The following is a 12,849-nucleotide window of genomic DNA, read 5'->3' on the forward strand; positions in this document are numbered from 1 at the left end:
GGGACTACAGGGCGGCGAATCCGTCAGCGAGGACGTCGAACGCCTCGGTGAGCAGCTCGTCGGGAATGGACAGAGGCGGCAGGAACCGCAGCACGTTGCCGAAAGTGCCTGCGGTCAACGTCAGTACGCCGTTGCGCTGACAGTGCGTGGTGATCGCGGCCACCGCGTCGCGGTTGGGCTCGCCGCTGCCGGGCACCACGAGCTCGGCGGCGATCATGGCGCCGCGACCGCGGATCTCGCCGATGACGTCGGTGGTGGCGGCGATGTTTCGCAGCGCCGCGGTCATCGCGTCGCCGACGGCGCGGGCGCGCTCGACCAGTCCGCGGGTCTCGATCTCCTCGAACACACCCAGTGCGGCCGCGCATGCGACGGGATTGCCGCTGTAGGTCCCGCCGATCCCGCCGGCGTGGGCGACGTCCATGACGTCGGCACGTCCGGTGACCGCGGCCAGCGGCAGCCCGCCGGCCAACCCTTTGGCGGTGGTGATCAGATCCGGCACCAGTCCGTCGTGTTCGCTGGCGAACCAGGCGCCGGTGCGCGCGATCCCGGTCTGTACCTCGTCGGCGACCAACAGGATGCCGCGCTCGCGGCAGAACTCGGCCACCGACTGCAGGAAGCCCTCGGCGGGCACGATGAAACCTCCCTCGCCCTGAATCGGTTCGACCACCACGCAGGCCACCGCGTCCGCGCCGATCTGCGCGTCGACGAGTTGGGCGAACTGTGCGAAGGCCTCCTCGGCGCAGTTCTGTGGACCCGACGGCCAGCGGAACGGGTAGGCCATCGGCGCCCGGTAGACCTCGGGTGCGAACGGTCCGAAGCCGTGCTTGTACGGCTGGTTCTTCGCCGTCATCGTCATGGTGAGCAGCGAGCGGCCGTGGAAGGCGTGGTCGAACACCACCACCGCCTGCCGGCCGGTCGCCGCGCGCGCGTATTTGACCGCGTTCTCGACGGCCTCGCTGCCGGTGTTGAACAGCGCGGTGCGTTTGGGGTGGTGGCCCGGCGTGAGCCGGTTCAGTCGTTCGGCGACCTCGATGTACGGCTCGTACGGGGTGGCCAGAAAGCAGGTGTGGGTGTACTCGGCCAGCTGTGCCGTGGCGCGCTCGACGACGGCCGGCGCCGAGTTGCCGACGGTGGTGACCGCGATCCCGCTGCCGAGGTCGATGAACGAATTGCCGTCCACGTCGACGATCACCCCGCCGCCGGCCGCAGCCACGTAGACACCGGCGCCGCTGGTCAGTCCGGCCGGAAGGGCGGCGCTGCGGCGCTGCGCGAGTTCGACGGAGCGGGGGCCGGGGATCTCGGTGTGCACCCGGCGGACCTGCGCGAGTGCGGGGCCGCCGATCAGAGACGCTGTCATGGGGTCAGCGTAGGAACCGGCGGGCGCGGTCGCGTATCGCCGTGATGGACAGCGGCGCCGCCGGACATGTCCATGTCGGCGCTGGTCGACCGGATTCAACCCGCGCCGGTGCGGTTATCAGTACGGCATGAGTGATACCGCGCTGCTGGTGATCGACATGTTCAACACCTACGACCATCCCGACGCCGAGCAGTTGGCCGACAGCGCCGCCGACGTGGTCGAACCGATCGCCGAACTCGTCGCCCGGGCCGCCGAACACGACGGCGTCGACCTCATCTACGTCAACGACAACTACGGCGACTTCACGGCCAACCACATCGACATCATCAAGGGGGCGCTCGAAGGCGCTCGCCCGGAGCTGGTCCGGCCGCTGGTGCCCACGCCCGACACACGCTTTTTGACCAAAGTGCGTCACAGCGCGTTCTATGCCACCCCGCTGGACTATCTGCTCAGCCGCCTCGGTGCCCGCCGGATCATCCTCACCGGACAGGTCACCGAGCAGTGCATCCTTTACACCGCCCTGGACGGATACGTCCGTCACTACGACGTCGTGGTGCCACCCGATGCGGTGGCGCACATCGACGGGAAGCTCGGCGAGGCGGCCCTGGAGATGATGGGCCGCAACATGAAGGCGGAGCTGTCCAAGTCGACCGAATGCCTGCCTTGACCGCGTAAAACGCCTGTGCGCGGCCGGGCGGCGGGAGGACAATCGAGACGGATGCATGTACCGGAGGTCGGTGCGTGTCTCCTCGGGCATCGCATGGCTTCCGGGTCTGCCGCCCCACCGGGGCGGTGGGGAAGGAGTGATGTCATGAGGACGAGGAGAGTGGTGAAGGCCGCCGGCGCGGCAGCGGTGTTGGTCACGTCCGGGCTCGTCGCCGCTGCGCCGGTGTCCGGGCAACCGTGCACCGGGCCCAGCGGCATGTACGGCGGCAACGGCGGCGGCCGCTGCGACTATCCACCGGATCCCGACGGTAGTTTCATCCGGTGCGACACGGTCTACGTGCTCGGCATCGGCGGGACGAACTGCTACCGGGTGCCGCCGGGCACGCCGCCGGTGTGAGTTGCCGCGGAGGTCACCCCCGCTGGGGTAGCCTCACGGCATGGAAGTACTACGTTCTGTAGTTGTTTTGCTGCACATCGTCGGCTTCGCCATCACGTTCGGTGCCTGGGTGACCGAGGCCGCCGCCGGCCGCTTCCGCATCGCCCGGGTGATGGACTACGGCGTGCTGGTCTCGTTGGTGACCGGTCTCGCACTGGCAGCGCCCTGGCCCGCCGGGATCGACCTGAACTATCCGAAGATCGGGATCAAGCTGGTGATCCTGGTCGTCCTCGGCGCACTGCTCGGCATGGGCAGCGCCCGGCAGAAGCGCACCGGCGAGGCGGTGCCACGCCCGCTGTTCTACGGGGTCGGGGTCCTGTCGTTCGCTGCGGCGGCGCTCGCCGTGGTGTGGTGACGTCTGTCGCTGCTGCTCGCCGGCCGCCTACCATCCGGGGATGACCTCTGCGCCGGAGCACTTCCTCACCGACGGGCACGGTGGCGTGCGAATCGTCGCCGACCGGCTGGGGGATCCCGGCGCGCGCCCGGTGGTGTTCCTGCACGGTGGTGGCCAGACCCGTCGGTCGTGGAGCAAGGCCGCCGCGGCGGTGGCCCGCCGCGGCTGGCAGGCCGTGACCGTCGACCTGCGCGGCCACGGCGAGTCCGACTGGTCGCCCGACGGTGACTACCGGGTGGCCAGCTTCGCCGCCGACGTCGCCGCGATCCTGCAGCACCTGCCGCCGCGCCCGGTTCTGGTGGGCGCCTCACTCGGCGGCCTGACCTCGATGCTGCTCGCCGGTGAGCTCGAACGCGGCATCGCAGCTGCGGTCGTCCTCGTCGACATCGTGCCCGACATGGATCCGTCGGGCGCCGAGAGAATTCACGCGTTCATGGCCGACAAGTTGGTCGACGGCTTCGGCTCGCTCGACGAGGTCGCCGACATGATCGCCGAGTTCAATCCGCACCGGCCCCGTCCGTCGGACCTCGACGGCTTGCGAAACAACCTGCGACGCAGGGGACATCGCTGGTATTGGCACTGGGATCCGCAATTCATCGACGGATCCGCGGCCAACCCGCCGCTGGAGGTCGCCGACACCGACCGCTTGCACACGGCCGTTGCCGCGATCCTGTCCGACGGCGTGCCGATGCTGCTGGTGCGTGGTCAGGTCAGCGACCTTGTCAGCCGCGAGCGCGCGGACGCGTTCCTTGAGCGCTTTCCGCAGATCGCCTTCGTCGACGTCGAGGGCGCCGGACACATGGTGGCCGGGGACCGCAATGACCTGTTCGCCGACGCGGTGCTCGAATTCCTGGCCCGCGTCGAAGTCGCGAAACCGTGACCATCCACTGACCGCCGAGCGTATGGTCGGTCCGTGCCGCATCTCACCGCCGAGGACGTGCGCAGTCCCCGGCTGACCCGGTTGACCGGACTCCCGTTCGACGATGACGACGCGGTGCTGCGCGCCGCGATCGACGACGCCAGTGTGCCGGCGCTGCTGATGTCGATGGTCCACATGACCGGCGATCTTCAGATCCTCGACGAACTGCCGCGTCCGTTCATGCTCATCGCGATGGACCTGCAGGGTGGCATGAGCGAACCGGACAAACAAGCGGTGCGCGACAAGGCATTTCATGTCGCCCGCGACTACCGCGACCGGGGGTGCCCGGCACCGTTCGTGCCCGACAGGCATCAGCTGCGGGTGATGCTCGACGTCATCTCCGCCGGCCAGGTCACCGACGAACTCGTCGACTACATCGCCGCCGATCTGCGGGTCACCGATACCGACCAGAACGGCCCCGTGCCGGTGTCGACCCCCGAGCAGCGTGCGGGGTTCCCGGTCGTCGTGATCGGTGCGGGAGAGGCGGGACTGCTGGCCGGCATCAAGCTCAAACAGGCCGGCGTGCCGTTCACCATCGTCGAGCGGCAATCCGGCGTCGGTGGAACCTGGCTGGCGAATCGTTATCCGGGCTGCCGGGTCGACATCGCCAGCCAGTACTACACGTACTCGTTCGAGCCGACCGACCACTGGGAGCACCACTACGCCACGCAACCCGAGATCCTGCAGTACCTGCGCGACGTCACCGACCGCTACGGCATCGCCGAACACATCCGCTTCGACACCGAGGTCACCGGCGCGGTGTGGGACGAACAGGCCGCCCGCTGGCAGGTCCAGGTACGCGGCCGAGACGACCTCGACGGCGCCGTCGAGGAACTGACCGCCTGTGGGCTGATCTGCGCCGTCGGCCAGTTCAGCACCGCGGTCATCCCGGACATCAAGGGCGCCGACGACTTCACCGGGCCGTCCTGCCACACCGCGGACTGGGACGACACCATCGAGGTGGCCGGCAAACGCGTCGCGGTGATCGGCGCCGGCGCCAGCGGATTCCAGCTCGTTCCGGCGATCGCCGGCACCGCCGCGCACGTCGACGTCTATCAGCGCACACCGCAGTGGATGGCGCCCAATGTGCACTACCACGAGGCCGTCAGCGCCGCCGCTCGATGGGCGATCCGGCACCTGCCGTACTACGGCCGGTGGTTGCGCTTCGTGTCATGGTGGCCGATCGCCGACGCGCTCGACGAGCAGATCACGATCGACCCGGACTGGGACACCGGTGGATTATCGGTCAGCGCAGGCAATCAGGGGATCCGGGACATGTTCATCGCATGGATGCGGGCCTTCACCGACGACGAGGAACTTCTCGCCCAGGTGACCCCGATGTATCCGCCGATGGGCAAGCGCACCCTGCAGGATGACGGCACCTGGCTGACCACCCTGCAGCGTAATGACGTCGAACTGGTCACCGCCGGGATCGCCGAGATCACCGCAGACGGGGTCACCGACGTCACCGGAATGCACCGTCGCGCCGATGTGCTGGTGTGGGCCACCGGATTCGACGTCAACCATCAACTCGGGCCGATCGACATCCGCGGCACCGGCGGGCTCGGGCTCAACGAGGTGTGGGGTGACGCCGCCTTCGCCTACCTCGGCGTCACGGTGGCGGGCTTCCCGAACTTCTACTGCATGTTCGGTCCCGGCACCAACGCCGTCAACGGCGCCAGCATCATCTACAACTCCGAGTGTCAGATGCGCTACATCCTCGGCTGCATCGACATGACCTTGGCCGCCGGCGCGGCCTGCGCCGCCCCCAAAGCGCAGGTGTGCACCGATTACGACCGCCGCAGCCAGAACCGGTTGAAATCGATGGTCTACGCCCATCCCTCGGTCAGCAGCTACTACAAGAACAGCGCCGGGGAGCTGCCGACGCTGTTCGCGTGGCGCATCGCCGACTACTGGAAATGGACGAGTCGGCCCGACGCGGCCGACTATGAACTGAAATGAGTTCGAGCACAGGAGAAGTCATGACAGGACGGCTTGCCGGCAAGGTCGCGCTCATCAGCGGCGGGGCCAGAGGCATGGGCGCCTCGCACGCCCGGGTGATGGCCGCACACGGTGCGAAGGTCGTCTGTGGCGACATCCTCGATGCCGAGGGTGGGCAGGTGGCCGAGGAGCTGGGCGACGTCGCCCGCTACGTGCACCTCGACGTCACCCGCCCGCAGGACTGGGATGCGGCCGTGGCCACCGCGGTCGCCGAGTTCGGGAGCCTGGACATCCTGGTCAACAACGCCGGCATCTTGAACATCGGCACCGTCGAGGACTACGAACTCGCCGAATGGCACCGCATCCTCGACATCAACCTCACCGGCGTGTTCCTCGGTATCCGGGCGGTCACACCGATCATGAAGAGCGCCGGGCGGGGCTCGATCATCAACATCTCCTCGATCGAGGGAATGGCCGGCACCATAGGCTGCCACGGCTACACCGCCACCAAATTCGCCGTCCGCGGCCTGACCAAGTCTGTCGCCCTCGAGTTGGGGCCGTACGGAATCCGGGTGAACTCGGTGCACCCCGGCTTGGTCAAAACCCCGATGGCCGACTGGGTGCCCGAGGACATCTTCCAGTCCGCGCTGGGCCGGATCGCCCAGCCGCACGAGGTCAGCAATCTCGTGGTGTATCTGGCCGGCGATGAGTCCAGCTATTCGACCGGAGCCGAATTCGTCGTCGACGGCGGCACCATCGCCGGTCTCGCGCACAAGGATTTCTCCGCGGTGAATGTCGACCAGCAGCCGGAATGGGTCACCTGAGCCCGCCGGGAGGGCCGGTTCCGGTCTGATCGATCCGCCTGCCCAGTTCGGCGCGCGAGCTGATGCCCAGTTTGCGGTAGATCTTCGTGAGGTTGTGCTCCACGGTCTTCGCGCTGATGAACATCGCCGCCGCGATGTCCTTGTTGGTCGCACCGGTCGCGGCCATCTCGGCGACCCGCTGCTCGGACGGCGTCAACTGACTCAGATCCTCGGACGGGGCGACGACCGCGCGGGCCAGCTCGGCCTGTGTCCGCCGTGCCCACAACGGCGTGCCCAGCTCCTCGAATGTCTGCATCGCCGCGTTCAGATTCGTTGCCGCCGACTGCTTCTGGCGTAACCGGCGCTGCAGCTGGCCGAGCAGAAGCTGGGTGCGGGCCCGCTCGAACGGCATCGGGAGAAGGTCGTGCTCGACCATCGCGCGGTGTGCGACCTGTTCGGCCCCCACCACGTCGCCGCGAGCTGCGAGCAGCATCGCGCGGCACCTTGCGCCGACCGCCTTCATCCAGTGCCGGTCGTGCTCGATGCCGTTCTGCTCCAGTGCGGCGGTGAGGAACTCGGCGTCGTCGAGGCGTCCCGTTCCCACCATCGCCTCGATGACGTCGGGCAGGTGCCACGCATACATCAACTCGGTGGCCGGAGTCCGGCCGGTGTCGAGGAACTTCATGTCCAGCGCCTGCAGCGCTTCCCGGTGATTGCCGAGAGACTCCTCAAGAAAGCACAACGTCATCCCCGGCCAGTCGGCGATGTGGGAGGCCTGCCGATTCGCGATAGCCCCGAGCACCCACCGGGCGTCGGCGCGGGCGTCGTCCACCTGCCCGGCGTAGGCCGCCAACGCACCCCGCACGGTCATCGGGATGATCAGCACGTCGTCCCCGCCGAGCTGCTGGGCGCGCTCGACCGCCTCGGCGGCCTCGGTCTGGGCGTCGGCGAGCCGGCCTCGCCACAGATGGTTGATCGCCAAGAACCCTGCGATGGCCATCATGTCGCTCTCGGCCCCGCGCTCGACGCACACCGCGCGCACCGCCGTCAGTTCGTCATGGGCCTGGTCGAGGCGCCCGGTCCACGACATCCCCAGCGCATGCACGAACGGTGCCCGGAAGATGATCGGCACGTCCAGGCTGCTGTCGTAGAGGTCCATGGCACGCTGCAACGCGTCCTCGTCGAGCCCGTGGCCGCACTGGAAGTTCACATGCACCGACCACGCCAGGGCGGCGCTGGTGATGCCCGGTACCCCGAGTTCCTCGGCGAGTTTGACCGCGTCGCGAACATACCGGCGGGCGTCGTCGAGCTCACCGATGCTGTTGAGCGCGAACGACAGTCGCAACAGCACCTGCACCAGGATCGCGACGTTGCCCGCCCCGTCGTCGAGCGCGCCGCGCAGCAGCGCAACCGCTTCCGCATGTTGGTTCTCGTACATGCGCACCGTCGCCAGCAGGCTCGATGCCAACGCCCGCAGGATCGGCGGCTCGATCGCGTCGACGCTTCCCAATGCGGCGGCGGCCTTGGCCGTATCCCCGGCCAAAAAGTGATTCTCGGCGGACTTGATGCGGCGCAGTGGGTTGTCGCCGCCGAGCCCGATAGCCAGATCGACCAATTCGGCCGCCGCCGCCGGTGCGCCGCGCGCCCGAGCGGAGTCTGCGGCCTGGTCGAGCGCGGCGAAGATCTCGTCGTCTCCGCTGGCCGAGGCGAGCGCCAGGTGCCGGGCCTTCAACTCGGGCTGGGATTCCAGCGCGCCCATCGTGCGGTGCATCGCGCGCCGTGCCGTCGGCCCGGCGTCGGTGTACACCCCGTTGGCCAGCAGCGGATGGGTGAACCGGACCCGGTTGCCCTCGAGGGTGACGATGCCCGAGGCCTCCGCCGGTCCGAGCCGTTCGGTCACCTCTGCTGCCGAGATGCCGTGGGCCCGCCCCAGCAGTTCCACGGTCGCGTCGGCCACACAGGCGACGCTGAGCAGCATCGACCGGGTCGGTTCGTCGAGCAGACCGATGCGGCGCCGCACCACCTCCGCCAGCGTCGCCGGAAGCGGCGGCTCGCCCGTGGCCGGCCCGTCACCCATCGCATGTGCCAGCTCGAGCGCGAAAAACGGATTGCCGCCGGAGATCTCGGCGATGCGGAGCATCGACGGCCGGGACAGCGGGCGGCCCAGCCGTTCGGAGATCAGCGCGTGCAGCGCACCGGTGGTCATCGGGCGCACGAATATCCGGTCCAACCCGTCGGGCCGGTCCAGCCGCAACCAGCCCGCGGTCGCGCCCTCGCCGGGTGCGCACCGCTCGGTCACCAGCACCCCGAACGGTCCGCGCAGGCGGCGGACCGCGAACTCCACGGCCGCGCGACTCGAGGTGTCCAGCCATTGCGCGTCGTCGATCGCGAGCAACACCGGCGAGTCCTCGGCCAGCGCGTGCAACACCGACACGAATCCGGCGGCCACCGTGCGCTGATCGGTCGGCGGGCCGTCGGCGCCGGCTCGCAGTAGCACCCGGTCCAGCGCCAGCCGCTGCAGCGCGGGCAGCGGGGTGAAGTAGTTCTCCTCGACGTCCCCGAGCAGGTCGGCCAGCGCGGCGAACGCCATCACCGATTCCGCCTGTCCGACCCTGGCGGTCAGCACGCGGAAGCCATGTTCGCCGGCCTGCCGAAGCTGGCGCAGCCACAGGGTGGTCTTGCCGATCCCGGCCTCGCCCTCGATGACGAGCCCGGTCGGCTGAGTTGACGCCGAGGCCAGGAAACCAGCAACGCGCGGATCATCGACTGATCGCTCCCCAGCGCCGGACACGTGGCCCATCATCCCAGCGGGCAAAGTCTCGCGCACCATATCGGCGGCATTCCGCTATCGAACCGCGACCACAACCTTGCCCTTGGCGGTGCGCTCCTCCAGCGACGCGATCGCCTCGGCGGCGCGGTCGAGCGGGTAGACCACCGGGTCGGGAGCCGGCACCGCCCCCGAGGCCAGCAACGGCTCCAGGTCGGCCCACTGCTCCTGCAGGTAACCGGGATGCGTCATGGTCCATGCGCCCCAGCCCACCCCGACCGCGTCGACGTTGTTGAGCAGCAGCCGGTTCACCTTCACCGTCGGAATCTCCCCGCCGGTGAACCCCACCACCAGCAGTCGACCGCCCTGGGCCAGCGAGCGCAGGGAGTCGGTGAACCGGTCGCCGCCGACCGGGTCGACCACCATGTCCACCCCGCGCCCACCCGTCAACTCCTTGACCGCGTCCTTGAACCCGTCGGCGAGCACGACGTCGGACGCGCCGGCGGCGCGGGCCACCTCCGCCTTGTCCTCGGTGCTGACCACCGCGATGGTGCGCGAAGCGCCGAACGCGGGCGCAAGACGCAGCGTCGAGGTGCCGATGCCGCCGGCGGCGCCGTGCACCAGCACGGTGTCGCCGGGCTGCAGACGGCCGCGGGTGCGCAACGCGAAATGCACCGTCAGATCGTTGAACAAGATGCCCGCGCCGTCCGTGAAAGACAGTGATTCGGGCAGCTTGAACACCCGCTCCGGCTGCAGCGCAACGACTTCGGCCATCGCCCCGCAGAGCATCGTCAGGCCGGCCACGCGGTCCCCGGGCCGCACGTGCGCGTCGGCGGGCGCGCTGCGCACCACACCGGCGACCTCGGCGCCCGGGATGTAGGGCATCGCCGGCTTGTACTGGTAGAGCCCGCGGGACTGCAGCGCGTCGGGGAAAGCCACGCCGGCGGCGTGCACATCCACCAGCACGGTGGCGTCGTCGGCCGCGGGCTCGTCGATCTCGACGAGCCGGGCGGCTTGCGGGCCCGAGAGTTCGGCTATCTGTATCGCACGCATTACCGGCCTTCCTGATGGTCGTCGCAGACCATTTAACCCACCCGCGGTTCGGCGCCTCACCGGCGGTCTGGCGCGGGGTACAGTCACGTACCGGCAAAGTCGCCGAAACCCACAGGAGCAGCGCATGGCACGACGGAGCAGCACCCGATCGCGGGGGCGGGGGTTCGCCCCGGCCCAGGCCCTGCCGCCGGGACGCATCGTCGACGTGCGGTCCCGGGACGGTGTGCGGCTGCACGCCGAGGTCTTCGGGCCCGAAGACGGCTACCCCATCGTGCTTGCGCACGGCATCACGTGCGCGCTGCGCGTGTGGGCCTGTCAGATCGCCGACCTGGCCCGTGATCACCGGGTGATCGCGTTCGACCACCGCGGTCACGGCCGCAGCGCGATCCCGCCGCGGCGCGGCGGCTACAGCCTGGATTACCTGGCCGGCGATCTCGATGCCGTGCTGGAGGCCACGCTGGCGCCGGGCGAGCGCGCGGTGATCGCCGGGCATTCGATGGGCGGTATCGCGATCTCGTCATGGTCCGAGCGGCTGCCGCACCGCGTCGAGGAACGCGCCGCCGCCGTCGCGCTGATCAACACCACGACCGGGGACCTGCTGCGCAACGTCAACCTGCTGCCGGTGCCGCCCGCGCTCGCCGATGTCAGGGTGCGCGCCGCGGGGGAGGTGCTGCGCAGGTTCGGCGGACTTCCGCTGAGCCGGGCCGTCCACCGTCCCAACCGGCGGTTCGTTGCGTCGCTGGCGGTGGGCCGCGACGCCGACCCCGCCGTCGCCGACTTCATCTACGAGCTGTTCAACGCGACCTCGCCGGCCGGGCGTGGCGGCTGGGCGCGGGTGCTCGTCGACCACTTGGGGCCGCGACACATTGCGCTGAAGAACCTCACGGTGCCGACCCTGGTGATCGGCAGCACCAAGGATCGGCTGCTGCCGATGGCGTCGGCCCGCCGGATCGCGGCCACCGCGCCCAACCTGGCGAGGTTCGTCGAGCTGCCTGGCGGGCACTGCGCGATCCTGGAACGGCCCGACGAGGTCAACGACCATCTGCGCTGGCTGATCGGATTGGTGACCGGAGCTGTTCAGGAGCGGCGCGCCAGCAGCTGATGCGCCTCGCCGGCGGCACGCAGCCCCGACCGCACCGCGCCGTCGAGGAAACCCGTCCACCGGTCGGCGGTCTCGGTTCCCGCCCAGAAGATCCCGTCGACCGGGGCGCGCAACCACCGGCCGTGCGTCGTCCACGCCCCCGGCGGCACCGCTGCGGTCGGTCCGCCTGGTGCGAAAGGCTCTGCGCCCCAACGATGGTCGAGATAGTCGATGGGATGTGCGGCGGAGTCGCCGAACAGTGCGGTGAAGCCGGCCAGCGCGACGTCGCGGCGCTGCTCGGGCGGCAGCGGATCGAACGTGCGCGCGTCGGTGAACCCGAGCAGGATGCCGGGGCCGTCGTCACCGGGGCTGCAGTCGAACGTGATGAACACCGGCCCCTCGTCGGACAGGGCCTCACCGGAGAAACCGTCCCTGCGCCAGAACGGGGTCGGGTAGGCCGCGTAGGCCTTGCTGAGGTGGCCCTGCGGCCAGTGCCGGGCCAGGTCGTCGTAGCCCGGGGGTAACGGCGGGACGAATTCGATCCCGCCGCGGTGCTCGGGAGGGATCGCGACGACGACCGCGGCGCACGTGTGATCGGCACGTTCGGTGCTGACGGTCAGTGTGAGGTCGGCGTGCCGGACGATGCGGCGGGCCGGGGAGCCGAGCGCCACACGCTCGCCGAGCTCGTCGGCCATCCGCTCGGCGATCTGCTGGGCGCCGGCCGGGAACCGCTCCTGCTGGGCGCCGCCTTCGACGTCGAGCATTCTGTTCAGTCCACCCGCGGCCTTGACGTAGCGGACCGCGTGCAGCATGGACACCGCATCGGGTTCGGCGCCCCACGTCACCCGCGCCATGATCGCCATCAGATCGCGGGTCGAGGCGCCGGCGCGCTGCGAACGCAGCCACTCGTCCAGCGACACGGCGTCGAGTGCATCGGCGACCGTGGAGGTCCAGGGTGCCTCGACGGAGACCTTCCGGCAGACCCGTTCGAAACGCCACTGGATACGGGACACGTCCAGCAGCTCGATGATCGACAACCGCGGGATCGTGCTGCGGTAGGAGCGCACCGAGCCGCGCCAGCGGATCAGGTTCTTGCCCCGCCCGTACGTGGGCACCCGGTCGCATCCCAGCTCGGTCGCCAGCGCCAGCACCGCGTCCTGGGTGGGCCCCACGAACGTGGCGCCGAGGTCCACCGGCACGCCGGCGATGCTGCCGGTGTACGCCCGTCCGCCCACCCGGTCGCGTCCTTCGACGATGACGACCTCGTGGCCGAGATGCGCCAGTTCCCGGGCGGCGGCCAGCCCGGCGAACCCCGCCCCCACCACGACCACATCAGCCATGCCCCCATCCTCTCCGCATCTGGGGATTTCGGCGTAAAAACGCGCGTGTGACGACAATTTTCACGTCGGAACCGCACTAGGCTCGCCCGTTG

Annotated in this window: 11 protein-coding genes; 7 read left to right on the plus strand and 4 right to left on the minus strand. The window is 69.6% G+C overall.

The window, feature by feature from the left end:
- Positions 1–4: 4 nt before the first annotated feature.
- Positions 5–1,357: a 4-aminobutyrate--2-oxoglutarate transaminase gene (gene gabT, locus ACXMYJ_RS07320; protein ID WP_260751113.1), complete on the minus strand. Its 1,353-nt coding sequence runs from the start codon at positions 1,355–1,357 to the stop codon at positions 5–7.
- Between the two features lie 127 nt (positions 1,358–1,484).
- Here gabT and ACXMYJ_RS07325 point away from each other — a divergent pair, with 127 nt between their 5' ends.
- From ACXMYJ_RS07325 to ACXMYJ_RS07350, 6 genes are all read left to right on the plus strand, one after another.
- Entirely contained in the window at positions 1,485–2,024 is a 540-nt protein-coding gene (locus ACXMYJ_RS07325; RefSeq protein ID WP_443187704.1) for a cysteine hydrolase family protein, read from the plus strand.
- Between the two features lie 144 nt (positions 2,025–2,168).
- Positions 2,169–2,420: a CDGP domain-containing protein gene (locus tag ACXMYJ_RS07330; protein WP_443187703.1), complete on the plus strand. Its 252-nt coding sequence runs from the start codon at positions 2,169–2,171 to the stop codon at positions 2,418–2,420.
- A 40-nt stretch (positions 2,421–2,460) separates the two neighbouring features.
- Positions 2,461–2,814 carry a Fe-S protein gene (locus ACXMYJ_RS07335; protein ID WP_443187702.1) on the plus strand — a complete coding sequence of 118 codons (354 nt, stop codon included), beginning with the start codon at positions 2,461–2,463 and terminating at the stop codon, positions 2,812–2,814.
- Between the two features lie 40 nt (positions 2,815–2,854).
- On the plus strand, positions 2,855–3,733 hold the full coding sequence (locus ACXMYJ_RS07340) for an alpha/beta fold hydrolase (protein ID WP_460355031.1): 879 nt from the start codon (positions 2,855–2,857) through the stop codon (positions 3,731–3,733).
- A 33-nt stretch (positions 3,734–3,766) separates the two neighbouring features.
- Positions 3,767–5,734, plus strand: coding sequence for a flavin-containing monooxygenase (locus ACXMYJ_RS07345; protein WP_460355033.1), 1,968 nt, complete (start codon positions 3,767–3,769; stop codon positions 5,732–5,734).
- Positions 5,735–5,754: 20 nt separating this feature from the next.
- Complete coding sequence (locus ACXMYJ_RS07350) at positions 5,755–6,537, plus strand: glucose 1-dehydrogenase (protein ID WP_260751120.1); 783 nt, start codon at positions 5,755–5,757, stop codon at positions 6,535–6,537.
- Here ACXMYJ_RS07350 and ACXMYJ_RS07355 read toward each other — a convergent pair.
- Together ACXMYJ_RS07355 and ACXMYJ_RS07360 are read right to left on the minus strand one after the other, a co-directional pair.
- A complete protein-coding gene (locus ACXMYJ_RS07355; protein ID WP_460355135.1) occupies positions 6,530–9,316 on the minus strand; it encodes a helix-turn-helix transcriptional regulator in 2,787 nt (928 codons plus the stop codon). The two genes, ACXMYJ_RS07350 and ACXMYJ_RS07355, sit on opposite strands and share 8 nt — an antisense overlap.
- 45 nt (positions 9,317–9,361) lie before the next feature.
- Positions 9,362–10,336: an NADPH:quinone oxidoreductase family protein gene (locus tag ACXMYJ_RS07360; RefSeq protein ID WP_260751122.1), complete on the minus strand. Its 975-nt coding sequence runs from the start codon at positions 10,334–10,336 to the stop codon at positions 9,362–9,364.
- 124 nt (positions 10,337–10,460) lie between these two features.
- On the opposite strand from ACXMYJ_RS07360, the gene ACXMYJ_RS07365 reads away from it, so the two are divergent.
- Positions 10,461–11,438 carry an alpha/beta fold hydrolase gene (locus tag ACXMYJ_RS07365; protein WP_260751124.1) on the plus strand — a complete coding sequence of 326 codons (978 nt, stop codon included), beginning with the start codon at positions 10,461–10,463 and terminating at the stop codon, positions 11,436–11,438.
- On the opposite strand, the gene ACXMYJ_RS07370 is transcribed toward ACXMYJ_RS07365, so the two are convergent.
- Entirely contained in the window at positions 11,414–12,757 is a 1,344-nt protein-coding gene (locus ACXMYJ_RS07370) for a flavin monoamine oxidase family protein (protein WP_260751125.1), read from the minus strand. The genes ACXMYJ_RS07365 and ACXMYJ_RS07370 overlap by 25 nt on opposite strands.
- Positions 12,758–12,849: the final 92 nt, after the last annotated feature.

This window comes from Mycobacterium sp. ZZG, assembly GCF_054786995.1.

What these genes read in the sequence shown, in the direction of transcription:
- gabT (WP_260751113.1), bottom strand. Translation starts at nt 1,357, where the DNA reads ATGACAGCGTCTCTGATCGGCGGCCCCGCACTCGCGCAGGTCCGCCGG.
- ACXMYJ_RS07325 (WP_443187704.1), top strand. Translation starts at nt 1,485, where the DNA reads ATGAGTGATACCGCGCTGCTGGTGATCGACATGTTCAACACCTACGAC.
- ACXMYJ_RS07330 (WP_443187703.1), top strand. Translation starts at nt 2,169, where the DNA reads ATGAGGACGAGGAGAGTGGTGAAGGCCGCCGGCGCGGCAGCGGTGTTG.
- ACXMYJ_RS07335 (WP_443187702.1), top strand. Translation starts at nt 2,461, where the DNA reads ATGGAAGTACTACGTTCTGTAGTTGTTTTGCTGCACATCGTCGGCTTC.
- ACXMYJ_RS07340 (WP_460355031.1), top strand. Translation starts at nt 2,855, where the DNA reads ATGACCTCTGCGCCGGAGCACTTCCTCACCGACGGGCACGGTGGCGTG.
- ACXMYJ_RS07350 (WP_260751120.1), top strand. Translation starts at nt 5,755, where the DNA reads ATGACAGGACGGCTTGCCGGCAAGGTCGCGCTCATCAGCGGCGGGGCC.
- ACXMYJ_RS07355 (WP_460355135.1), bottom strand. Translation starts at nt 9,316, where the DNA reads ATGGGCCACGTGTCCGGCGCTGGGGAGCGATCAGTCGATGATCCGCGC.
- ACXMYJ_RS07360 (WP_260751122.1), bottom strand. Translation starts at nt 10,336, where the DNA reads ATGCGTGCGATACAGATAGCCGAACTCTCGGGCCCGCAAGCCGCCCGG.
- ACXMYJ_RS07365 (WP_260751124.1), top strand. Translation starts at nt 10,461, where the DNA reads ATGGCACGACGGAGCAGCACCCGATCGCGGGGGCGGGGGTTCGCCCCG.
- ACXMYJ_RS07370 (WP_260751125.1), bottom strand. Translation starts at nt 12,757, where the DNA reads ATGGCTGATGTGGTCGTGGTGGGGGCGGGGTTCGCCGGGCTGGCCGCC.